This is a genomic window from Yinghuangia soli, from assembly GCF_021502675.1.
Classification (GTDB): Bacteria; Actinomycetota; Actinomycetes; order Streptomycetales; family Streptomycetaceae; genus Yinghuangia; species Yinghuangia soli.
This window is the reverse complement of sequence record NZ_JAKFHA010000025.1, coordinates 1-21,266: the sequence shown is the minus strand read 5'-3', so window position 1 is coordinate 21,266 and position 21,266 is coordinate 1. Positions and strand designations below refer to the sequence as shown.

Genomic DNA, 21,266 nt, shown 5'->3' with positions numbered 1-21,266 from the left:
CGGATGATCACGCCCGCCCGCGCAATGGTGGGATGGCGGCGGACATCGCTCGTGCCGAGGAGGACCGTCCGTGACCCGCCCCGCCCTTCAGGACTGCCGCATCAGCCCCCTCGCCGCCGAGGAACTCGCGGACGCCGCCCCCGCACTCGCCGCACTCCTCGCGGCCACCGTCGACGCCGGCGCCTCGGTCGGGTTCCTGGCACCCCTGGACCCCGCGGCCGCCGAGGAGTGGTGGCGCGGACGCCACATCGTGCTGGCCACCACCGCCTCGATGTGGGTGGCCCGCGACGCCGACGAGCGCATCGTCGGCACCATCCAGCTCCACCACGGCGGCCAGATGCCCAACGGCCGGCACCGCGGCGAGATCGCGAAGCTCATGGTGCACCCCGGAACGCGCGGCGGCGGCCTCGGCCGCCGCCTCCTGGAGACAGCCGAGACCGAGGCGCGCCGCCGCGGCCTCGCCGTGCTCATCCTCGACACCGAGACCGGCAGCCCCGCCGAGAAGATGTACGCCTCGGCAGGCTGGACGCACTGCGGCGTGATCCCCGACTTCGCCCAGGACGCGTCCGGCATGCTGCAGTCGACGACCCTGTTCGCCAAGCGGCTCGACGGCACCCGACTGGGCTCCGGCGGCCGCCCCGCGCTCGGTTAGAGGCGGGCCTTCAGATTCACCAGCATCGTCGCGGCGCCGTGGAACGCGAGATCCTGCGTGGTCTCCGCGCTCTTCGCCGCCAGGTCGACCGCAAGCGTGGCGACCAGGACCGATCCGAGCCGGGCGTAGACCAGGACGTACGGCGCGCTGCGGTCGCCTCGGGCGTCCACCCAAGTGGCCTCGACGACGATCAGCTCGTCGGCATCCGGTACCTCGAGGTCGGTGGCGCTCAGGCTGGTGAGCCGTTCGCCACTGCCGAGCGTGCGGGCCGGGCAGCGCTCCGCGTCCGCCCGGGTGGACTCCATGGCCGCCTCGGCCCGCGCCACGCTGTCGTATGCGGTCGCGCCGGACACCGCGTAGATCTGCGTACCGCCCGCGGTGTCCGGCACGTGCGTGTAGCGGGTCATCGCCGCGATCGCGCCCGGCTCGTCGCCGTCCTCGAAGGCCTTGCAGTCCGCACCGAGCGTCCTCCGCGTGAGCGAGGCGTCCTCGTACCCGTCCTGCCGCTGGTACTTGGGCCCCCAGTCGGCAGGCGCCAGCGGCAGCCCGTGCGCGAGCTCGATGGCCTCGCTGCCCCGCGGGATGTCCTCGGCGGGCGGCGCAGAGGACGGCGGCTCCGCGGGTGTGCCGCCGCCGGGATCGGGCTTCGCGGTGTCGCCGCCGAGCACCCGGGCGATGTCGTTGGTCGGGGCCCCGGTCGGCCCCCCGCCCCCTCCGCCGCTCCCGGTGCACCCGGCCGACACCAGCACCAGCACCGCGGCGACTGCCGCCACCCCGAGCCGAACTCCCTGGACACGCATCACCGTTGCCCCCTCAACGCGCGATTGCCTGCCCGATTGTCGGCACACCGGGGCGGGGGAGTCGACACCGGTCCGCGGACTGTTACGGACCCCTGACCTGCACGGTGGCCGCAATTTCGGCGGCGCACGGGGGCCGTTCACATACGCCGTTCATCCGTGCCGTCCGCCTCCGCCCACCACCCGGGCCGCTCATGCGCGGCGCAGCAGCAGCGCGCTCAGCGCCGCCGCCAAGGCCGTGCCGGCCAGCCCCAGACCGGTCGTCCACGCGGCCGCACCCGCCCCCGCGTCCAAGCGCTCGAGGTACACCGTCCCGAAGACTGCGACCCCGAGCACCTGCCCGAACTGCGTGACCGTGGCCAGCACCCCGCTCGCGTCCGGCGCATCACCGGGCGCCACCCGCCGCAGCCCCAGCGCCATCACCGGGCTGAACGCGGCCCCCAGCGTCCCGCCGACCGCCGCGAACCCGGCCATCAGCGCGACCTGCCCGGCGCGCTCGTGCTGCGCCCAGGCCAGGCCGGTGTAGGCCAAGGCCACCGGCACCAGCGCCGCCGCAGGCAGGACCGCGTGGTAACGCGCAGGAAGCTTCTGCCAGTTGAGGCTTACCGCGGCGAACGCCGCGGCACCCGGCACGAACACCGCACCCGCGTGCAGCGCCGAATACCCCAGCCCGCCCTGCAGATACAGCGCCACGGTGAACAGGAAACCCGCGTACGACGCCATGATCAGCGTCATCGTCACGGCCGCCGCGGACACCCCCGGCGTACGGAGCAGCCGACCCGGCACAAGCGGCGCCCCGCCCTTGCCTGCGACATCGCGTTCGACCCGCACGAATACCGCGAAAAGCACCACGGCTGCCGCCATGCTGACCCAGCCCCACACCGGCCACCCGTTCTCATGGCCGAGCACCAGCGGGACGACCAGGAGCACGATCGCCGGCGACACCACCAGCAGACCGCGCAGGTCCAGGCTGCGCGCCACATCGGCGCGGTCGTCCGGCATCAGCCGCGGCACCCAGGCCAGCAGGGCGATGCCGACCGGCACGTTCACCAGGAACACCGGTCGCCAGGACAGCCCGAACAGGTCCGCGCCGACCAGCACACCGCCGAGGATCTGCCCGGCGACCGCACCGCCCGCGATCGTGGCGGCATAGGTGCCCAGCGCCTTGGCCCGGGCCGGACCCTGGAACTGCCGCTGGATCACGGAGAGCACCTGAGGCACCATCAGCGCCGCCCCCGCGCCCTGAATGCCGCGCGCCGCGATGAGGAAACCGGTGTCCGGCGCGAGTCCGCAGGCCAGCGACGCGGCGGTGAACACCGCCAGCCCGGTCATGAACAGCCGCCGGTAGCCGAACATGCCGCCGAGGCGCGAACCGGTCACGATGAGCGCCGCGTACACGATCGTGTAGCCCGCGACGACGAGTTGCAGCGCGCCGCCGGAGGCGTCGAGGTCGGCCCGCAGCGTCGGGCCGGCCACGTTCACCACGGAGACGTCGAGCAGGGCCATGAACTGGCCGATGAGCACCGCGGCGAGCAGCAGCCCGGGGCGGCCGGGGGAGGGCGGCCCGGAAGCGGGCGCGGCAGGGCGGGGGATGGTCGTTTCGGTCATGCGCACCACCGTCGCCCGCAGCCGGTACCCGTAACAGGAGCCCGGTTATCCCGGTAGTGGCAGCACCCGGCACAGGCATGCCGCGCGTCGGTCCGGCCAGGGAGGATGGAGCGCATGAGCGAGGTCGAGGTGCTGGCGGAGCGGACCCGGAACCGGGCGGAGGTGTACCGGCCGCCGGACCAGGTCGTGCGCCCGGACGACGTGCCCGTCCCGGGCGAGCCGTCCGCCCCGCGCTCCCGGCAGACCGTCCGCCGCGGCGAACTGTCGGCCTTCCTGCGCAGCCGCCGCGAACGCATCACGCCCCGCGACGTCGGCCTGCCGTCCGGCACCCGCAGGCGCACCCCCGGCCTGCGCCGCGAGGAAGTCGCGCAGCTCGCCGGGGTCGGCGTCACCTGGTACACCTGGCTCGAACAGGGCCGTCCGATCAAGGCCAGCGCCCAGGTCCTGGACGCCGTCGCCCGCACCCTCCGGCTCGACGTCGCCGAACGCGAGCACCTCTACCGGCTGGCCGGCATCCCGTCCGTCGCCCTGCCCGACGGCGGCGACATGGTGCGCCCCGAGGTCCAGACGATCCTCGACCACATGGACCCGCTGCCCGCGGCCGTCTACAACGCCCGCTGGGACGTGCTGGCCTGGAACTTCACCTACGCCGCGATGTTCCCCGGCGTCGCGGCCGCCGGCCCCGGCGAATGCAACGTGCTCTGGAACGTCTTCACCCGCCCCGACTGCTGCTCGCCTTTCGTGGAACCGGAGTTGGAGATGCCGCGGATGGTCGCCGCCCTGCGCCCCGCGTACGGCCGGCACATCGGCGAACCGGCGTGGACGGCCTTCGTCGAACGCCTTTGCAACGCCAGCCCGCGCTTCGCCGCGCTGTGGGCCCGGCAGGACATCCTCGTCACCGACACCTACGTCAAGCGCATGTACCACCCCGAAGTCGGCGAACTGCGGACCTCGGTGACCCACATGCACCTGGACGTCCCCGAGACGCGCATCAGCGTCTACACCCCCGTCGACGCCGAAACCGTCGAGAACATCGCCCGCCTGCGGCTGATCGAGAACCCGCGCCTGGGCTGCACCGGCCACGGCTACGTCCGGATGCCCTCCCCGGCCGCGTCCCCGGCGCACACCCCCGGATAGCCGCGCGCCCCGCCTGCGCGGAACCGGCCCGCGGCCCGCCGCGGCGCGCTAACCTGCAAGTCAGGGGCCCTGTCCCGGACCCCTTGGCAGGACGCCGCCGCCCAGGGGAGGGCCCTATGTCCGGTGTCACCCCGAGCTCGACCAGCCGCGGCTTCATCGCCTGCACGGCGGTCTACCTCGCGATCGCCTCGCTCTACACCGCCGTGTACGACGGCATCCCGTGGATGTGGTTCGGCTGGAGCGTGCTGGCCATCGTGACCGCGGTCCTCCTCGTCACGGACAACTAGCCCGCGGCATCCCCGCTACAGCACCAGCAGATCGAACAGCCGGTCCAGGTCAGCGGCCGGATTCGCGGTGAGGCCGCCGTGCACCGGGCCGGGCTGGACGACCGCGCTGCGCGGCGCGGTGAGCCAGCGGAACCGGCGGCCGAGCGGCTCGACACCCGCCGGACCGGCGGCCGGCGCACCGGCGCAGACCAGCTCCCACGCGGCCAGCGCCGCGCGCGTCTGGACCGAGTCCGCGCTCGGGTCCAGCGCGCACAGGCGCGGGACGTCCAGGTGGGTGCGGGCGCCGAGGAAGTCGAACGCCTGGCTGTAGAGCACGACTCCGGCATTGATGCACTCGCCGCGGTCCACCCGCGGGATCACGCGGATCAGGGCGTACTCGAAGAATTCGCGGGGGCGCGGGGCGGTGGTCATACGGCGTCCGCCGGAAGCCAGGCCTCGCGCTGGGCGAGGCGGTCGAGCAGGAGGTCGACGTACGCGGTACGCAGCGCGTCCGGCGTGTCCAGGCCGAGGGTGCGCTCGGCGTCGGTCGGGTCGAGCCAGGCGTCCGGCACCAGACCGGTCACCTCGGTGAGCAGCCCGCGGGTGACCTGCGGGGCGAGCGCCTTGTCGGCGTCCCGCAGATGGCCGGCCGCAGTGGGGGCGAGGACGTGGTCGGAGGCGTCGTACGGCCGCGACGCGGCGGCCTTGGCGGCCGACCAGGCGTGGTGGAACCACAGCGCGGCGCCGTGGTCGATGAGCCACAACCGGTCGTGCCACACCAGCAGGTTCGGGTTGCGCCACGTCCGGTCCACGTTGCTGGTGAACGCGTCGAGCCACAGCACCCGCGCCGCGGTCTCCGGATCGGGCTGCCACGCCACCGGGTCGAAGCCGACCGAGCCCGGCAGGAAGTCCATGCCCAGGTTGAGCCCGCCGGAGGCGCGCAGGAGGTCCTGCACCTCCTCGTCGGGCTCGCTGCGGCCGATGACCGGGTCGAGCTCGACCCGGACCAGGTCGGGCACGCTCATCCCGAGCCGCCGGGCGAGTTCGCCGACGATGACCTCGGCCACGAGCACCTTGGGACCTTGCCCGGCGCCGCGGAACTTGACGACGTACGTGCCCAGATCGTCGGCCTCGACGATGCCGGGCAAAGAGCCGCCCTCGCGCAGCGGGGTGACGTAGCGAATCGCATGGACCAGGGGGAGCACGAAGATCAGCCTAGCTGCCGCCCGGGCCCCCGGCCGCCCGGGGCGGGCCCCGCAAAAGTGTTGCCGCAGTCCCGGGCCGGTACGGCATGCTCCGTGCATGACCACGCAAGCCACCGCCCCCGACCCGCGCGTACTCGTCCTCGCGCCGCGCAGCACCGACACGGACCGCCGACTGGTGAGCGCCGCACACCGGCGCGGGCTGCGGGCCGAGCGCCTGACCGGGTGGACGGTGCCCGCCGACCTGGCCGGGACGCCCGGTCTGCGCGCGCACGTGTACGCCGGGCCGCTGTTCGCCGACGCGGTCGCCGCGGACCTGGCGCTGGGACTGCTGGAGGCGCCCGAGGACTGGCTCGCACGGCTGCCCGAGGACCTCACCGGGCGGCGGATCACCGCGGCCACGCTGGCCGAGGCCTGGGAACTGCGCCGCCCGGCGTTCGTGAAGCCGCCCAACGACAAGTCCTTCGCGGCGCGCGTCTACCGGGACGGCACGCAGCTGCCGGGACCGGACGCCGCCGACCCGGACACCGCGGTGCTGATCTCCGACGCGGTGGCCTTCCGCAGCGAATACCGGCTGTTCGTCCTCGACGGCGAGGTGCGGGCGGCGAGCCGTTACGCGGTGGACGGGGACTTGGCCATCGCCCCGATCGAGGACTGCGCGGAGCAGGACGAGGTCCTGGCCTTCGCTGCGCACATGCTGGCCGCGCAGGCGGCGGCGCTGCCGAGTGCGGTCGTCGTCGACGTCGGCAGGCTCGACGGCTTCGGCTGGGCGGTCGTCGAGGCCAACGCCGCGTGGGCGTCCGGCGGTTACGCCTGCGACCTGGACCGGATCCTCGACGTGATCCTGCGCGCGGGCGGCCCACTCGTCGAACTCCCGCCACACGACCGCCCCTTCGTCCGCCCGGCACCGACCGTCGTGCGCTGACCGCGGGCCGCGGTCCGGCGGTAGCCTGCGCAGGACACCGCCTGACGAGGCCGGACCGCGACGAGCGAGGCAGCCGATGAGCCGGAACCGCACCGTGAGCATGTACGCCGCCCGCAAGCTCTACGTGGACGCGCGGCTGACCGACGCCGGGGACCTGGTCATCGACGGCCAGGACCTCAACGACGGCGAGTACGAGTACGCCATGACCGTCGCCGCCGCCCAAGTGCCGGTTGTACTAGGTGCCTTGGGCGGCACCCCGGACGACGATGTGCTCGCGCTGCTGGCCGCGCAGGGCACGGACATCGTCACCCGGGGCGAGCTGACCTGGCTCAAGAGCCTGGGCCTGGAGCCGTCCTTCTGGTGCCGCCGCGAGTTCCGGGACTAATTGGCCTCGCCGGCCCGGTAGCCGAGCAGGGCCAGGGCGTCCACGATCGGCTGCTCCATGTCGATCGAGCGGTCGACGAGCCACTGCAACTGCACGCCGTCCGCCACCGACAGCAGCATCACCGCCGCCCGGTCCGCGGGCACCGCGGTCGACATGCGGCCCTCGTCCATGGCGGTCTGCAGCAGCCGGGCAGCGTGCTCGCGCACGACCGGGTAGCGCTCGGCGTAGAACGCGTGGGCCGGGTGCTCCGGGTCGCCGGCCGCCGCGGCCATCGAGACGAACAACTCGACCAGGCCCGGCGTCGACGAGTTGTTGCGGATCGTCGCGAGGTGGTCCTGGACTGAGTGCTCCGCCGTCCGGGGCGTGTTCGCCGCCTCGTCGCGCATCCGGAGGACCTGCGTGAGCATGTCCTCCTTGGACGCGAAGTAGTGCATCAGGCCGGCCAGGCTCAGATCGCACCGCGCCGCGACCTTCCGCAGCGACGTGCCCCGGTAGCCCTCGGTCGCGAAGATCTCCAGCGCCGCGAGCAGCACCTCGCGGCGCTTCGCCTCGCCCTTTTCGTAGGGACCCCGTTTCGCCATGGGAGGCACCCTAACCGGCCCGCCCGGATCAGCCTGCCGGGGCGTCCGGCGCGTCGGTCGGGGCGGTGCGGGCCGCGGCGGCCAGTGCGCCGAGCAGGCGGGCGGACTCCTTGGGGGTGCGCTCGAACGTCTCGCGGTCCACCGCGATCAGCCCGAACGTCGGCCGGTAGGAGCCCCACTCGTAGTTGTCCAGGGCGGACCAGTGCAGGTAGCCGCGCACGTCGATGCCGTCCGCGACCGCCTCGGCCACCGCCGCCAGCGCGCCCGAGGTGTACGCGACGCGGCGGGTGTCGTCCGCGGTCGCGATGCCGTTCTCGGTGACCAGGATCGGGACGTCCGGGCCCACGATGCCCGCGGTGTGCCGGATCGCGTGGCCGACCGAGGGCGGGTAGAACTCCCAGCCGGTGAGCGTCCGCTCGGCGTCGGCCGGGGCCGGCAGCGGGCCGTCCGGGCCGATCCGGGTCCGGGTGTACGCCTGCACGCCGACCCAGTCGTCCTCACGGGCGGCCGCCAGGAACACGTCCTCGCGGGGCCCGGAGTACGCGGCAGCGGCGGCCTCGGCACCAGGCTCCGCCTGGTAGACCTGATTGGCCACCGTCCAGCCGACCTTCAGGCGCGGGTCGGCGGCCTTGAGCGCGGCCCGGGCGGCGCGGTGCGCGCGGATGAGGGCCTCGGTCACGGCCGGGTCCGGGGCCGGGAGGCCGTGCGCGACGGCGCCGTGCTCCTGCCCGGGGATGTGCCGGTCGGGCACCTCCGGGTCGGCGGCCGCGGCGGCCGCGGCGGCGAGGTCGGTGCCGCTGCCGCTGCCGGACGGGTCCGCGGCGCCGGACGCGGCCGCCTGCAGGAACCCCTGCATCACCGCGATCATGTTCGGCTCGTTGAGGGTCGCCACGTACTCCACGCCCTCGCCGAGGATCTCCGCCGCGGTGGTCGCGTACGCCGCGAACAACTCGGGGGCGTCCGGGGCGGTCCAGCCCCCGCGGGCGGTGAACCACAGCGGCGAGGTGAAGTGGTGCAGCGTCACCACCGGGGTCAGGCCCCGGTCGAGCGCGCCGCGGACCATGGCCCGGTAGTGCGCGACGGCCGCGCGCGAGACGTGCCCCTGCTCCGGCTCGATGCGCGCCCACTCGATGCCGAACCGGTAGGCGGAGAAGCCGAGTCCGGCCAGCAGGTCCATGTCCTCCGGCCAGCGGTGGTAGCTGTCCACCGCGTCGCCGCTGCGCTCCTTGAGCAGCGGATGGCCGGGCCCGGCGGCGCGCTCGAACGCCCACATGTCGCTGGACGTGTTGTTGCCCTCGACCTGATGCGGGGCCGTGGAGGCGCCGAACAGGAACCCGGCAGGCCAGCGGAACCCCGCGGGCAGCGTGAGCCAGGACGTGTCGGGTGCGGTGCTGCCGGACGTGCTCAAGGCGGACCCTCGCGCTTTCTCGAAAAGCGTTCATTGAACGGTTTTCGAGGCAGCGTACCCGCCCGCCCCGCTCCGGCATAGCCCTGCCCGCAGGACCGCCGCGCCCGGCCGCGCCACTCGGCGCCCCCGCACGACCGCTCCCGTTACCAACTTTTGTCCCGGACCGGCATCCCTTCCTCCGCTTCGCCTCGCTAAGTTCTCGCGCGTGACTCTCCAGCAGTTGCGCTACCTCATCGCGATCGTGGAGCACGGCAGCATCTCGGCAGCCGCAGAGGCACTGTTCACCGCCCAGCCGGCCATCACCCGTGCAGTCCAGTCGTTGGAGCGCGAACTCAAGGTCCAATTACTCGTCCGCGCGCAGGGGCGCGCCCGGCTCACCCCCGAAGGCGAGAGCGTGGTGCTGCTCGCGCACCGCGTGCTGGCCGGCGTCGCGGCGATCGGCGAAGGCCGCGGCCGCGCAGCTGCCGCCGCCGCGGCGGCCGCATCGCGCCCGGTGCGGCTCGGCACCAGCCCCGCCCTCGCCATCCAGATGATCAGCGCACTGTCCCCGCGGTTCGCCCGGCACCTGCCCGGCATCACCGTCGACGTGGTCACCTACGGCGGCCGCGAACCCGTCCACGAGGCACTGCGCAACGGCGACATCGACGTCGGGCTCACCGACCTGCCCGTCCCGCCCGACCTCGAGATCGACCTGATCCGGCCGTACGAGGTCGTCCTGGTCTCGCCGCCGGACGTCGACCTGCCCGACCCGCTGCCCCGGCACCTCCTGCACGGCCTGCGGCTGATCGTGCCCGGCCGCGGCAGCGCCCGGCGCACCGACTACGACGAGTTCTTCGCGGCCGAAGGCGTGCAGCCGGCGGTCGTCCTGGAGACCGACGAGCGCGCCGCCTGGCTCACCGCGGTGGCCGGCGGGCTCGGCTCGATGCTCTGGTACCGCGAACTCCTCGCCAAATTCGACGCGGTGGTCCGCATGCGGTCCTTCGACCCACCGCTGCACCGCAGCATCGGACTGGCCACCACGCGCAAACCGATGCGGCCCGAGGTGCGCGCGTTCTACCGCTTCGCGCGCGGCATCAGCAGCTCCGTCGTCTTCGACACCGACTCCGGCGCCGGCGCGGGGGACGGCGCCGGCCCCGCCCGCTGACACGCCGAGGGCGGAGGCCGGCCGCAACTGCAGCCCGCCCCCGCCCTCGGGGTGCATCCGGGGGACGCCTGGTCAGCGGCGCTTGCCCCAGATGTACGCGCGGTCGCCCGTCTTGGTGAGCGAGTACAGGCGCTTCGCATCGGAGTACCGCATGTTCACGCAGCCGTGCGAGCCCGGCTGGCTGTAGATGTTGCCCGCGTACGCGTGGAACGCCTGGCCGCCGTCGAAGTACTGCGAGTACGGCATCGACACGTTGTAGAGGTACGACCAGTCCTTGACCCGCTTGACGTAGATCTTCTTCAGCCCGGTGCGGGTCGGGTAGCCCTTGCGGCCGCTGCGGATCGGAACGGGGCCGAACGTGCGCTTGCCGTTCTTGTCCTGCATCCACAGCTGCTGGTTGTTCAGGTCCACGCACACGATGCGGACGTAGCCGCGCGGGCACGGGTTCGACGCCTTCTTCGGCGCGGCCGCCTCGGACGCCGGAGCCAGCGCCATCAGCAGCGCGCCGGCCAGCGAGGCGGACAGCAGCAGGCGCCGCACCGGCCTGCGCAGGCCGCGCGCCCCGGGACCCGGAGCGCTGTCGGGGCCGGACGCGGAGGAGGCGTCGTACCCGCCTGCACCGTCATCGTCGCCGACATCGGAGGAGCGGTCGGAGCGTCGGGCTATTCGCTGGACTGCCATGGGTCTCCTGCTCGAGTCGGTCGGAGGACGCATGCCGCGCGGGCGCGGGCAGGCATCCAGGATCACGGCCGGTCCCGGGATGGCGCATCTCGGCGTTCACCCGGGCGGACCAAGGCGATCGGTACCCCGTGCCACCCTGCCCGCATCCATTCCGACGCTTATGTCCGAGCCGTGGTTGCACGCCGCACGAGGTCGATTCGGCTCCTACACCCCGGCCGGGTCGGCCAGTTCGGCAAGTTCGACGAGTTCGACCGTCGGGCGCTCGGGCAGGGCCTCGGCCAGGAACCAGCGGAACCACAGGATCCCGGAGCCGTGCCCGGCCGTGGAGATCCAGTTCGGCCACTCGGGGCGGCCCGGGTTCTCGTGGGCGATCACCACCGTCCAGGAGCCGTCCGGCTCATACCGGACCTGCGCACCGTTGAGGGAGACCGGCTCGGTGTCGCGGTATTCGTAGTTGAACGTGGTGAGGAAGCCGTTCCACAAGCAGACGTTCCAGAACACGCATTCGGGTGAACGGCCGCGCACCACCAGTGCCTGGCCCTTGTCCAGGGCGAACGCCCCGGACGCGTAGCAGGCATCGCCCGCCGCCCAGCCGCGCGTCACGGTCGGCACCGGGTACGGCTCGGCCACGGTGTTGGGGGTGTGCGCGGTGGACGGGAACATCTGCCCGTGCCGCCGGACCCACCGCGCCGCGGCCCGGAACCGCTCGGCCTGGTCCTCCGCGTCCAGCCGGTGCCCGGTCGGCGCGGCGGCGAACCCCGCGTCCGCGCCCAGCGGTTCGATGCGCCACTCGACCCGCCGCCCCTCGACCGCGTCGGTCAGGTAGTCGCGGGTGATCGCGCACACCGTCTCCGGGACGAGCTCCACGAACGCACCCGTGTACCCGGCGGGCCGCGCGGGGGCGAGCACGATCTCGAACCTGCCGTCCGCGTCGAAGGCGAGGTCGCGGTCGTTGACCAGGCCGACGATCCGGTCCGTGTCGACGATCCGGTCCCCGGTGCTGTCCAGCGCCGTCCCGTACACGGTCAGCGACAGGTACACGGCATCCCCGCGCCGCCCGGTCACCCGGTAGCCGCGCGCCGGATCCAGCGGAGCGAACTGGTAGAAGGCGTCCGGGTTGTCGCCGTAGAACTTGCGGTACGGCCCGACGATGTCGACGAACCGCGGCCGCGCGGCATCCGCGCTCACGAACACGTCCTGCGCGATCGACAGCAGCGACATCGCCCAGTGGTAGCCCTCCAGCCGTGCCTGCCCGTCCGGCACCTTGGCCGCCCAGTCGGCATCCAGCCCGGCTGCTGCATCGAGCAGCTCGCGGTACGCCTCGCCCACAGCATCCATCGATTGCCCCCAACTCGCCCCGGAGACCTGCATGATCACGATGCCTGTTCCTATCGCGGGGGGATTGCCTTCACAAGACACAACGGGGGAGTGGGTAATCCAACGTCCTATTTGAGGAGGGGGAGGGGAGAGGGCTCCCTTCGCCGCCTCGCCGCCTCGTGGCTCCGCGCTTCCGGGTGGCCTCGCTGCGTCGCCCGCCCCCCGCGTGCTGCGTTGGCCCGCTGGTCCACGCGTTCCTTGCCGCGCCTGCGGTGCTGGGGAGAACGTTGCCGCCAGCCGCCAGCCGCCAGCCGCCAGCCGCCAGCCGCCAGCCGCCAGCCGCCAGCCGCCAGCCCGGGCCCTCGACCCCGCCGCGTCGGGGCTGCGCAGTTTCGTGGCTTTGCCGTCCCGTGGTCCTGCGCCTCGCCGTTTCGCCGGGCCCCCGCCCGCTCCCCGCCAAGCGCCCACCCCTGTCCCGTCGAGCCTCCGTCCCCGCGTCTGTTGCCCGCCGTGCTTTGAGTCCTCCTCCCCACAGGCCCGTCTTCATGCCGCCCCGTTCCGGCGAACTCCCGTTCCCCTGCGGGCTGCGGTTCTGCGTCTCCCGCGCTCGGGATGGCGGTGGTTGCCTCGTCTCGCGTCCGCGGTCCGCGCGGAGCGGATGTGTGTCGGGGTGGCTTGCCCCGTTTGATGCAGCGCATGGCATGCTCGCCGACATGTCGCTCAACCCGGTCAGCCCCGTCTTCGTCGGACGCGCGCCCGAACTCGCCCTCCTCGACGAGGCGCTGCGTACCGCGGACGGCGGCACCCCCGCGGTGGTCCTGCTGGCCGGTGAGGCCGGGGTGGGCAAGACCCGGCTCCTCGAGGAGTTCCTCGCCGCGGCCGACCGCCGCGGCGCGGTGACCGCAGTCGGCGGCTGCATCGAGCTCGGCGCCGACTCCCTGCCGTTCGCCCCCATCGCCGGGGCGCTGCGGATGCTCGACAGCGCCCTCGGCGACCGCCTCGCCCAGGCCGCCGCCGGGCGCGAGGCCGACCTCGCCCGCCTGGCGCCCGCACTCGTCCCCGGCGGCCGGCCCGCGGGCGACGGCGACGGCGCCGACCGGGTCCGGCTCTACGACCTCACCCTGCACCTCCTGGAGGTGCTCAGCGCCGACCGCACCCTCGTGATCGCGGTCGAGGACCTGCACTGGGCGGACTCGGCCACCCGCGAGCTGCTCGCGTACTGGGTCCGGACCCTGCGCCGCGCCCGCGTCCTCCTCGTCGCCACCTACCGCGCCGACGCCATCGACCGCCGCCACCCCCTGCGGCCGCTGCTCGCCGAACTCGAACGGGTCCGCACCGTACGCCGCGCCGACCTCGCCCGCCTGACCCGCGGCCAGGTCGCCGACCAGCTGCGCGGCATCCTCGGCAGCGAACCGTCCGCCGAACTCGCCGAGCAGGTCCACCGCCGCTCCGAAGGCAACGCGTTCTTCGTCGAGGAGCTCGCCGGCAGCGTCCGCGACGGGCGACTGACCCGGCTCTCCGACTCGCTGCGCGACCTGCTCCTGATCCGCATCGAGCAACTCCCCGACAGCGCCCAGCGCGTCGTCCGGCTCGCCGCCATCGGCGGCGCCACCGTCCCGCACCGGCTCCTCGCCGAGGTCGCCGCCCGGCACGCCCGCATCGACGCCGACACTCTCGACACCGCACTGCGCGCCGCCATCGGCGCCTACGTCCTGGCCCCCGCCCGCGACGGCGACGGCTACACCTTCCGGCACGCCCTGGTCCGCGAGGCCGCCACCGACGACCTGCTGCCCGGCGAACGGATGCGCGGACACGCCGCGTTCGCCCAGATCCTGGAGGACTTCCCGGACCTCGTCGGCACCGAAGAGGCCGTGGCCCGCGCCGCCGCGCACTGGTGGGCCGCGGAGAACCCGGCCCGCGCCCTGCCCGCCCTCCTCGCCGCCGCCCGCCAAGCCGGCGACCGCTACGCCTTCGGCGAGCAGCTGCGCCTCCTCGACGGCGCCCTGGACATGTGGGAACGCCTACCCGACCCCGCGGAACTGAGCGGCACCACACAGCTGGACATCCTCGAGGAAGCCGCCGCCGCGGCCCGCTACCACAGCAGTGCCGACCGCGGCCTCGCCCTGCTGCGCCAAGCCCTCGACATCGTCGACGCGGACGCCGAACCCCGCCGCGCCGCGATGCTCTGGCACGCCCGCGCCCTGCTGCTGCGCAACCACGCACGGGCCGACGGCTTCGCCGAACTCCGCAAGGCCGAAGCGCTCCTGGCCCGCGTCCCGGTGTCCGCCGAGCACGCCTCGGTACGCATCCAGATCGCCCGCGCCCGGCTGCTCGACGGCCACGTCGCCGACGCGGTGGGCGACGCACGCGACGCGCTGGAGATCGCCCGCGCATCCGGCGACCGGGCCGCCGAGGCGGACGTCTCCAAGACCCTCGCCTGGTTCCTGCTCAACAGCGGCGACGTCGACGAGGCCGAGGCGACCGGCCGGGACTCGATCCGGCTCGCCGAGGACGTCGACAGCCCCGACCTGATCGTGCACGTCCTGGCCAACCACGCCTCGCTCCTCGAAGGCCTGGGCCGGCACGAGGACTCCGTCGAGGTCGCGGTCCGCGCCCTGGAGATCGCCAAGAAGCGCGGCCAGCGCCATCTCACCGGGTTCACCTCGGGGAACCTCGCCGAGAGCCTTCTCTCGCTGGGCCGCTGGGCGGAGGCCGACCAGGTCGCCTCCGACGCCAGCGCGCTCAACCCGGGCATGCGCATCACGTCCCACCTCGAACGCATCCTCGCGCAGCTGGCCGCCTACCGCGGCGACACCGAAGCCGCCGCCAAGCACCGCGCCCGCGGGCACGTCACGGACTCCGAGAGCTACCTCGAACCGCAAGGCCGCATCCCGCACCGCGGCCTCGAGATCGCCGCCGCGCGCGAGGCCGGCAACCTCGCCCTGGCCCGCGAACTCGCCCGCACCCAGGCCGAAGAGGGCATCCTGGTCGGCCACCAGCGCTACGGCTGGCCGCTGGCCGCGGACGCTGCCCGCACCGAAGCGGAACTCGGCGGCACCGCCGCCGGCCCGGACGAGGCACCGGACGGCTCCGCGTCCGCGGTCCAGGTGATCCGCGACCTCGCGGCAAGCATGGCCATCGACTGCCCGCTGGACGCCGCCTACGCCGCGACCACCGCCGCGCTGCTCGACGACGCCACCGGAATTCCCGACCCCGTCACCCGCTGGCAGCAGGCCGACGCCGCCTGGTCGCGGACCACCAAGCCGTACTACCAGGCCCGCGCCAAGCTCGACCTGGCCGCCGCGTACGCGTCCGCGGGCCGCCGCCCGGAGGCCGCCGAGGCCCTCGCAGCCGCACACGCCACCGCCGCCGGCCTCGGCGCGGTCCCGCTGCGCGACGCAGCCGAACTCCTCGCCCGGCGCCTCGGCGTCGACCTCGCCGCGAAAGCCGCAGCCGACGAGTCCGCACCGCACGCTGCCGACGCCTCGCCCGTCGGCCCCGGGACCGGCAACGGCGTTGCGGCATCCCTGACCCCGCGCGAACGCGAGGTCCTGGCCCGCCTCGCCCAAGGCCACAGCAACCGGCGCATCGCCGAGGAACTGTTCATCAGCGTCAAGACGGCAAGCGTCCACGTGTCGAACATCCTGGCCAAGATGGAGGTCGCCAACCGCGGCGAAGCGGCCGCCCTGGCCCACCGGTTGGGCCTGGTCGACGACCAGGCCTGAGCCCGGGGCACCGCGCCCCGAGGAGAGACAGGCCCGGTTTCCCGCGTAGTGGCGGAAAACCGCGCCCGCGGCACTGCCACTCCGCCCCAACCCGTTGTCCTGAGGCCGCGCACCCGGTTTCCTGGGGCGATGGACGCCGACGGACGGACGCGCGCGGCCACCGCAGTGCGGCGGCGGCTCGAAGCAGCCTTCGTCGCCGCAAGCGCCATCATGACCGCGGCCTTCCTCGTGGTCGGCCGCCTCGAGGCGGAGTACTGGTGGCGCAGCCCGGGCGCCATCGCCATCGACTTCCACCTGGCCGAGCAGGTGCCGCTCGGCGCCGCCCTCGGCGCACTGGCAGGAGCCGCCGCAGCCGGGATCACCCGGGCCCGCACCGCGACCCGGCACCGGCACCCGGCCTACGACGTCGCCACCACGACCGCCGCACTCGCCGGCATCTACGTTCTGCTCACCCCGGTCTGGATGGTGGCCCTGCCGTACCTGCTGCGCACGGACCCCGAGATCGCCGCAGGACTCGCCGCAGCATCGGTCGCCACCGTCGGCCTGACCGCCGGCGCAGCGGTGGCGCTGCCCGTACGCACCGCCCCGCGGCCGCGCCGGCCGGCGCGGCCGAAAACCCGAGCAGTGGCGCGAATCAGCCCTTAAGATCGCCGACCGTGCACACATGGACGGCATCGGCCCACTGCGCGCGGCACTTCCGCACGCTCGTACGCCAATCGGGCAGCGACTCGCCGCGGTTCGACGCCCTTCCCGGCCTCGCCCCCCGCGACCTGGGCGACGACCTCATCCGCGTGCCCATGGCATCGGTGGTCGCCCTGTGCGAGCAGCTCATCGTCGACGCATCCGGGCCCCACGTCGCCCTGCGCGCCGCGGACGCCGCCCCCGTCGGAGCGTTCGGGCTCTGGGACTACCTCGCCACCTGCGGCCCCGACCTGCGCACCACGATCGCCACCGCCGTCGACTACCTCCACCTCGTCGGCGACGCCGACACCCGCATCCAGGGCAGCGAGAACGGCAGCCTCTACACGATCCGCCAATCCGTCACCGTCGACACACCGGATGTCGCCGAGGCGTTCGACCTCATGGCCCTGGCCATATTCCTGCGCCGCGCCCGCGAGGCCTCCCGGGCACCGCTCGTCCCGCTCAAACTCACCCTCACCCACCGCGCCCCGACCCGAATACGCCGGCACGCCGAGCACTTCGGCACCCGCAACATCGAGTTCGGCGCCGAGGCCAACACCGTCACGCTCCTCCTCGACGACGTCGTCCGCACCCTCCCCGGCAGCCAGCCCGGCCTCGACCGCGTGCTGCGCGACCACGCCGACCGCACCCTCGCCGCCACCCGCACCGTCCCGACCGGCCACGACCGCTTCACCGCCGCCCTGGAAGCCGCGTTCCGCGACGACGAGGTGTCCCTGGACCGCGTCGCGCAGCGCCTCGGCACCAGCGGCCGCACTCTGCAACGCCGGCTCGCCGCCCTCGGCACCTCCTGGCGCGCCGAAGTCGAAGCCGCCCGCGAACGCCAGGCCCTCGCCCTGCTCCGCGACACCGACCTGCCACTCCGCGACGTCGCCGCCAAACTCGGCTACACCGACGCCCGCACCCTGCGCCGCGCCATGCTCCGCTGGCAGTCCACGACCCCGTCCGCCCTTCGCGCCCGCGGCCGGGACGGGGGTCAGTCCTCCTCGAGCCAGCGCTGACGGTCGGCCTCGTCGGGGGCCGGGGTGTCGACCAGGTGCGGGACGAAGCGGGCGTAGAAGTCCGTGACGGGGCCGTCCGATTCGCGGACGCCGAGGCCGGCCGGTTTGCCGTCGACGATCCAGGAGCCGAGGACGACCTGGTTGCCGTCCAGGTTCGGGAGCGGGGCGTATTCCTGGTAGCACCAGCCCTCGGAGCCGTCGTACTCGACGGTGGGGTGGATGTATTCGGAGTCCGGCGTGACGATGCGCACCGAGTCGCCCTCGCGGCCGTGCAGCGGTTTGGCGACGTACGACGTCATGTCGCGGGGCGAATCCAGGTACGCGGGGAGCAGGTTGGGGTGGCCCGGGTAGAGCTCCCACAGCGTGGCCAGCAGGGCCTTGTTGGAAAGGACGACCTTCCAGGCGGGTTCCAGGAAGGTGCAGGTGCGGGGGTGGTCGAGGACGTGCGCACCGAACGGCTCGATGAGCATGTCCTCCCACGGGTAGAGCATGAACATCGTGTCGATGGCCCGCTCGTCCAAGTCGACGAAGCGCAGGGCTCCGTCGTCCCAGCCCACATCGGCGACCTCCAGACCGACCGTGGTCAGCCCGGCCTCGTCGGCGGTGTCGCGTATGTAGGACGCGGTCAGCCACTCCTCGTCGAAGTCGGTGCCGCCGAAGTGCGCGAAGTGGACCAGGTCGGAGCGGAGCCGGGGCTTCATCGCGGCCCACGCCCGGACCAGGCGCTCGTGCAGGCTGTTCCACTGGTCGCGATCCGGGAACCGGTCCTGCAGCCAGAACCACTGGATCATCGACGCCTCGATGAGCGTGGTCGGCGTATCGGCGTTGTACTCCAGCATCTTGACCTGCGGCAGCGCACCGCCGGTGCCGCCCCACGCCAGGTCGAACCGCCCGTACAGGCTCGGGTGTTCCTCGTCGAAGGTGAGCCGCAGGTAGTCGCGCGCCTCCTCCGGCAGGCCGAACGCCTCCAGGCTGCCCCGGTCCAGGATGTGCCGGGCCGCGGCCACGCACATCTCGTGCAGCTCCCGGGTGACCTCCTCCAGGTGCAGCACTTCGTCCACCGAGAAGCTGTAGTAAGCCTCTTCGAACCAGTACGGCACCTCGCCGCCGTCGTCCAGGCGGGTCGCCGAGTACAGCATCCCCTGCGACTCGATGACGTCGCGCCAGTCGGGGCGGGGGGCGATGGGCAGGCGCTGCATGGGCGGTGGCTCCGGACGGGGGAAAGGGAGGATCGGGCGAGGGGGAGTCGGCAGGTGCCGGAGGCGGGTGCGGGCAGCGGTGCTCAGCCGCCCGTGACGCCGCCGCCTCCGCTGCTGGAGCTGTCCTGCTTGATGGTGCCGAACCCGCCGCGCGTGATCGTGCCCTTGCGCGGGCGGTCGAACGTGCCGCCCTTGACCAGGCTGATCGAACCGCTCATCGACGGCACGGAGTTCCCGTTCTTGCGCGGGATGTAGTACCAGGCGTGCGCACCGGACCGGTCGACGACGCACTCGCTGTCCGAGGCCCGGACCTGGTTCTGGCGGTGGACGCAGATCTCCGCCCACTCGGCCTTCTTCGAACCGCCGCCGCAGCCGGTCAGCGCACTGGCCAGGCTGAGGGTCATCGTCGCCGCGACGGTCGCGGACCGCAGGCGCCGCCCCGAAGTCGGGGGCATGGGTGCACCGGACCCTTCTCGTGTCGCGCGTCCGGGGCTGGTCTCCGGGCGCTCGGATGACTGGCAGAGACCGGACGGGCCGGCCGGGGCCGGGCCATACGCAGCGGTATGCCGTACGGAGTGCAAGGACGTTACCGGCACCACCACCCCGGTTGCCAGGCACCCGGTGATTGGATCGGGACGACAAACACCCGCAAATACCGAGCAACGGGAGCAGTCGCATGGCAGACCGGGGAACCCTCGTCGTGACCGGGGCAAGCAAGGGCATCGGTGCGGCGGTCGCCCGCGCCGCCGCGGCGGACGGCTGGGCGGTCGCGGTGAACTACGCGGGCGACGCGGACGGCGCCGCCGCGGTGGTCGCGGACATCGAGGCGGCCGGCGGCCGGGCCGCGGCCCTGCCCGGCGACGTCTCCGTGGAAGCCGACGTACTGCGGCTCTTCGACGCCGCCGAGGCCGCACTCGGCGGCCCCGTCGCCGGGCTGGTCAACAACGCGGGCGTGGTCGGCGCGCACGGCCGCTTCGACGAACTGGACGCGGCCACCGTGCAGCGCACCGTCGACGTCAATGTCGTCGGCGCGATGCTGTGCGCCCGCGAGGCGGTCCGCCGCATGTCCACCCGGCACGGCGGCAAGGGCGGGCTGATCGTCAACATCTCCTCGCGCGCCGCGCAGTTGGGCAGCGCGGGGGAGTGGGTGCACTACGCCGCGACCAAGGCCGCCGTCGACACCCTCACGCTCGGCCTCGCGCACGAGGTCGCCGCCGAGGGCGTCCGCGTCAACGCCGTCGCCCCCGGCCTCATCGAGACCGGCCTGCACGCCGGCGCCGGCCGCCCGAACCGGCTTGCCGAGAAGGCCTCGTCGATCCCGATGGGCCGCGCCGGCACCGCCGAGGAGGTCGCCGACGCGGTGATGTGGCTGCTCTCCGACGCCTCGGCGTTCGTCACCGGCGCGGTCGTCCCGGTCCACGGCGGCCGCTGACCCGGTCGCGGGCGGGTACGGCACAGCCGCCGCACCCGCCCGCACCGCGCGTCCGGGACTTTCCGGTGGAAGGCCCGCCGGGCTTCCGGTTGGATGGCAGGTGATGACCGAGATGACGGAGACGAGCGCGGCCGCCCGCGACCTGCTGGACCGCCTCGAGGCCTACTACGACGCCGCCCCGCGCGGCGCCGTCCCGCCCGAGGACTTCGGTTCCCTGACGCTGTTCCTGCAGGACGGCGACGGCTGGCCCTTCTACGCCCGGCCCACGCCCGGGCACCCGGCCCAGCCCACCCTCGGCGACGTCGCGGCGGTCCGCCTGCGGCAGCGCGAACTGGGCCTGCCGGAAGCCTTCGAGTGGGTGCACGAGACCACCCCCGGGCTGCGCGACGCCGCCGCCCGGTCCGGCCTCCACGTGCACGCGCACCCGCTGATGGTGCTGGACACCGAGGAGTTCCGCGCCGCCGAGCGCCCGGAGCCCGCCACCGAGGTCGAGGTGCGCCGCGTCGCGCACGACGCGCTCGACCTGGCCGTGGTGCACAGCGTCCCCGCGGTGGCGTTCTCCGAGCCGGGCACCGCGGTCGGCCTCGGCGGCCCCGAACTGCGCGACGCCGCCGCTCCCGGGCACCGGCCCGAGCAACTGCGGTACGTCGGCGAACGCCTGCGCACCGGGCGCACCGTCACCTTCGCGGCGTACGGCGCGAAGGGCCCGCTGGCGGTCGGCAGCCACCAGCCGCGCGGCGCGGTGACCGAAGTGGTCGGCGTCGGGACGCTGCCCAACGCCCGCCGCCAGGGGCTCGGCGCCGCGGTGACCTGGCACCTGGTCGCGGACGCCCTGGAGAGCGGCGTGGACCTGGTGTTCCTGAGTGCCGGCGACGAGGACGTGGCCCGGCTCTACGGGCAACTCGGCTTCCGGCGGGTGGGCACCGCGATGATCGCCGAGCCGCAGCAGGACGCCTAGCAGACGCGCGGTAGCAGGCCTTAGTGGTCCTAACAAAGGCGTTGTACGTGCCTGAGCGTGATGAGGCAGGTGGCGAGGGCGAGGAAGGCTTCGTGGATGTCGTCGCGGCGTTCCCAGCGGATCCGTAGGCGGCGGAAGCCGTGGAGCCA

General features: G+C 73.7%; 21 protein-coding genes and 1 pseudogene. 11 read left to right on the top strand and 11 right to left on the bottom strand.

The features are described from left to right. Positions 1-70 precede the first annotated feature (70 nt). A complete protein-coding gene (locus LZ495_RS30820) occupies positions 71-652 on the top strand; it encodes a GNAT family N-acetyltransferase (RefSeq protein WP_308268668.1) in 582 nt (193 codons plus the stop codon). On the opposite strand, the gene LZ495_RS30815 is transcribed toward LZ495_RS30820, so the two are convergent. Both LZ495_RS30815 and LZ495_RS30810 read right to left on the bottom strand, forming a co-directional pair. Then, on the bottom strand, positions 649-1,455 hold the full coding sequence (locus LZ495_RS30815) for a hypothetical protein (protein ID WP_235056234.1): 807 nt from the start codon (positions 1,453-1,455) through the stop codon (positions 649-651). The genes LZ495_RS30820 and LZ495_RS30815 overlap by 4 nt on opposite strands. A 186-nt stretch (positions 1,456-1,641) precedes the next feature. Further along, positions 1,642-3,057 (bottom strand): MFS transporter, encoded by a 1,416-nt coding sequence (locus LZ495_RS30810; protein ID WP_235056233.1) that lies wholly within the window; start codon positions 3,055-3,057, stop codon positions 1,642-1,644. A gap of 114 nt (positions 3,058-3,171) precedes the next feature. Here LZ495_RS30810 and LZ495_RS30805 point away from each other — a divergent pair, with 114 nt between their 5' ends. Continuing rightward, entirely contained in the window at positions 3,172-4,194 is a 1,023-nt protein-coding gene (locus LZ495_RS30805; RefSeq protein WP_235056232.1) for a helix-turn-helix transcriptional regulator, read from the top strand. A gap of 116 nt (positions 4,195-4,310) precedes the next feature. Next, positions 4,311-4,481, top strand: a complete 171-nt coding sequence (locus tag LZ495_RS30800; protein ID WP_235056231.1) for a hypothetical protein — start codon at positions 4,311-4,313, stop codon at positions 4,479-4,481. Positions 4,482-4,496: 15 nt separating this feature from the next. Here the strand turns inward: LZ495_RS30800 and LZ495_RS30795 are convergent, their stop codons facing one another. Both LZ495_RS30795 and LZ495_RS30790 read right to left on the bottom strand, forming a co-directional pair. Further along, positions 4,497-4,892, bottom strand: coding sequence for a DUF3037 domain-containing protein (locus LZ495_RS30795; RefSeq protein ID WP_235056230.1), 396 nt, complete (start codon positions 4,890-4,892; stop codon positions 4,497-4,499). Continuing rightward, positions 4,889-5,665, bottom strand: a complete 777-nt coding sequence (locus LZ495_RS30790) for a HipA family kinase (protein ID WP_235056229.1) — start codon at positions 5,663-5,665, stop codon at positions 4,889-4,891. The genes LZ495_RS30795 and LZ495_RS30790 overlap by 4 nt, the downstream gene beginning before the upstream one ends. Positions 5,666-5,762: 97 nt before the next feature. Here LZ495_RS30790 and LZ495_RS30785 point away from each other — a divergent pair, with 97 nt between their 5' ends. Both LZ495_RS30785 and LZ495_RS30780 read left to right on the top strand, forming a co-directional pair. Then, positions 5,763-6,587: an ATP-grasp domain-containing protein gene (locus LZ495_RS30785; RefSeq protein ID WP_235056228.1), complete on the top strand. Its 825-nt coding sequence runs from the start codon at positions 5,763-5,765 to the stop codon at positions 6,585-6,587. Between the two features lie 94 nt (positions 6,588-6,681). Beyond that, positions 6,682-6,972 (top strand): hypothetical protein, encoded by a 291-nt coding sequence (locus tag LZ495_RS30780; RefSeq protein WP_235056227.1) that lies wholly within the window; start codon positions 6,682-6,684, stop codon positions 6,970-6,972. Here the strand turns inward: LZ495_RS30780 and LZ495_RS30775 are convergent. Continuing rightward, positions 6,969-7,553: a TetR/AcrR family transcriptional regulator gene (locus LZ495_RS30775; protein WP_235056226.1), complete on the bottom strand. Its 585-nt coding sequence runs from the start codon at positions 7,551-7,553 to the stop codon at positions 6,969-6,971. The genes LZ495_RS30780 and LZ495_RS30775 overlap by 4 nt on opposite strands. 28 nt (positions 7,554-7,581) lie before the next feature. Beyond that, positions 7,582-8,961 carry a family 1 glycosylhydrolase gene (locus LZ495_RS30770; RefSeq protein ID WP_372498669.1) on the bottom strand — a complete coding sequence of 460 codons (1,380 nt, stop codon included), beginning with the start codon at positions 8,959-8,961 and terminating at the stop codon, positions 7,582-7,584. A gap of 205 nt (positions 8,962-9,166) precedes the next feature. Between LZ495_RS30770 and LZ495_RS30765 the strand changes: the two genes are divergently transcribed. Then, complete coding sequence (locus LZ495_RS30765; protein ID WP_235056225.1) at positions 9,167-10,105, top strand: LysR family transcriptional regulator; 939 nt, start codon at positions 9,167-9,169, stop codon at positions 10,103-10,105. Between the two features lie 72 nt (positions 10,106-10,177). Here LZ495_RS30765 and LZ495_RS30760 read toward each other — a convergent pair whose 3' ends face one another. Further along, positions 10,178-10,786 carry a L,D-transpeptidase gene (locus tag LZ495_RS30760; protein ID WP_235056224.1) on the bottom strand — a complete coding sequence of 203 codons (609 nt, stop codon included), beginning with the start codon at positions 10,784-10,786 and terminating at the stop codon, positions 10,178-10,180. 204 nt (positions 10,787-10,990) lie between these two features. Further along, the gene (locus tag LZ495_RS30755; protein ID WP_235056223.1) at positions 10,991-12,124 is read right to left on the bottom strand and encodes a DUF1214 domain-containing protein; all 1,134 of its coding nucleotides are present in this window, start codon (positions 12,122-12,124) and stop codon (positions 10,991-10,993) included. A 692-nt stretch (positions 12,125-12,816) separates the two neighbouring features. Between LZ495_RS30755 and LZ495_RS30750 the strand changes: the two genes are divergently transcribed. From LZ495_RS30750 to LZ495_RS45040, 3 genes are all read left to right on the top strand, one after another. Then, positions 12,817-15,828 (top strand): helix-turn-helix transcriptional regulator, encoded by a 3,012-nt coding sequence (locus LZ495_RS30750; RefSeq protein ID WP_235056222.1) that lies wholly within the window; start codon positions 12,817-12,819, stop codon positions 15,826-15,828. A gap of 129 nt (positions 15,829-15,957) precedes the next feature. Beyond that, positions 15,958-16,473 (top strand): hypothetical protein, encoded by a 516-nt coding sequence (locus tag LZ495_RS30745; RefSeq protein ID WP_235056221.1) that lies wholly within the window; start codon positions 15,958-15,960, stop codon positions 16,471-16,473. 11 nt (positions 16,474-16,484) lie between these two features. Further along, entirely contained in the window at positions 16,485-17,528 is a 1,044-nt protein-coding gene (locus LZ495_RS45040) for an AraC family transcriptional regulator (RefSeq protein WP_235056220.1), read from the top strand. Here LZ495_RS45040 and LZ495_RS30735 read toward each other — a convergent pair. Further along, positions 17,504-18,727, bottom strand: a complete 1,224-nt coding sequence (locus LZ495_RS30735; RefSeq protein WP_235056219.1) for a glutathionylspermidine synthase family protein — start codon at positions 18,725-18,727, stop codon at positions 17,504-17,506. The two genes, LZ495_RS45040 and LZ495_RS30735, sit on opposite strands and share 25 nt — an antisense overlap. Positions 18,728-18,810: 83 nt before the next feature. Further along, complete coding sequence (locus LZ495_RS30730) at positions 18,811-19,182, bottom strand: hypothetical protein (RefSeq protein ID WP_235056218.1); 372 nt, start codon at positions 19,180-19,182, stop codon at positions 18,811-18,813. Between the two features lie 221 nt (positions 19,183-19,403). Between LZ495_RS30730 and LZ495_RS30725 the strand changes: the two genes are divergently transcribed. Then, positions 19,404-20,159, top strand: a complete 756-nt coding sequence (locus tag LZ495_RS30725) for an SDR family oxidoreductase (RefSeq protein ID WP_235056217.1) — start codon at positions 19,404-19,406, stop codon at positions 20,157-20,159. A gap of 103 nt (positions 20,160-20,262) precedes the next feature. Continuing rightward, positions 20,263-21,117 carry a GNAT family N-acetyltransferase gene (locus tag LZ495_RS30720; protein WP_235056216.1) on the top strand — a complete coding sequence of 285 codons (855 nt, stop codon included), beginning with the start codon at positions 20,263-20,265 and terminating at the stop codon, positions 21,115-21,117. A gap of 29 nt (positions 21,118-21,146) precedes the next feature. On the opposite strand, the pseudogene LZ495_RS30715 reads toward LZ495_RS30720, so the two are convergent. After that, positions 21,147-21,266: pseudogene (locus LZ495_RS30715) on the bottom strand (IS5/IS1182 family transposase); the annotation flags it as partial.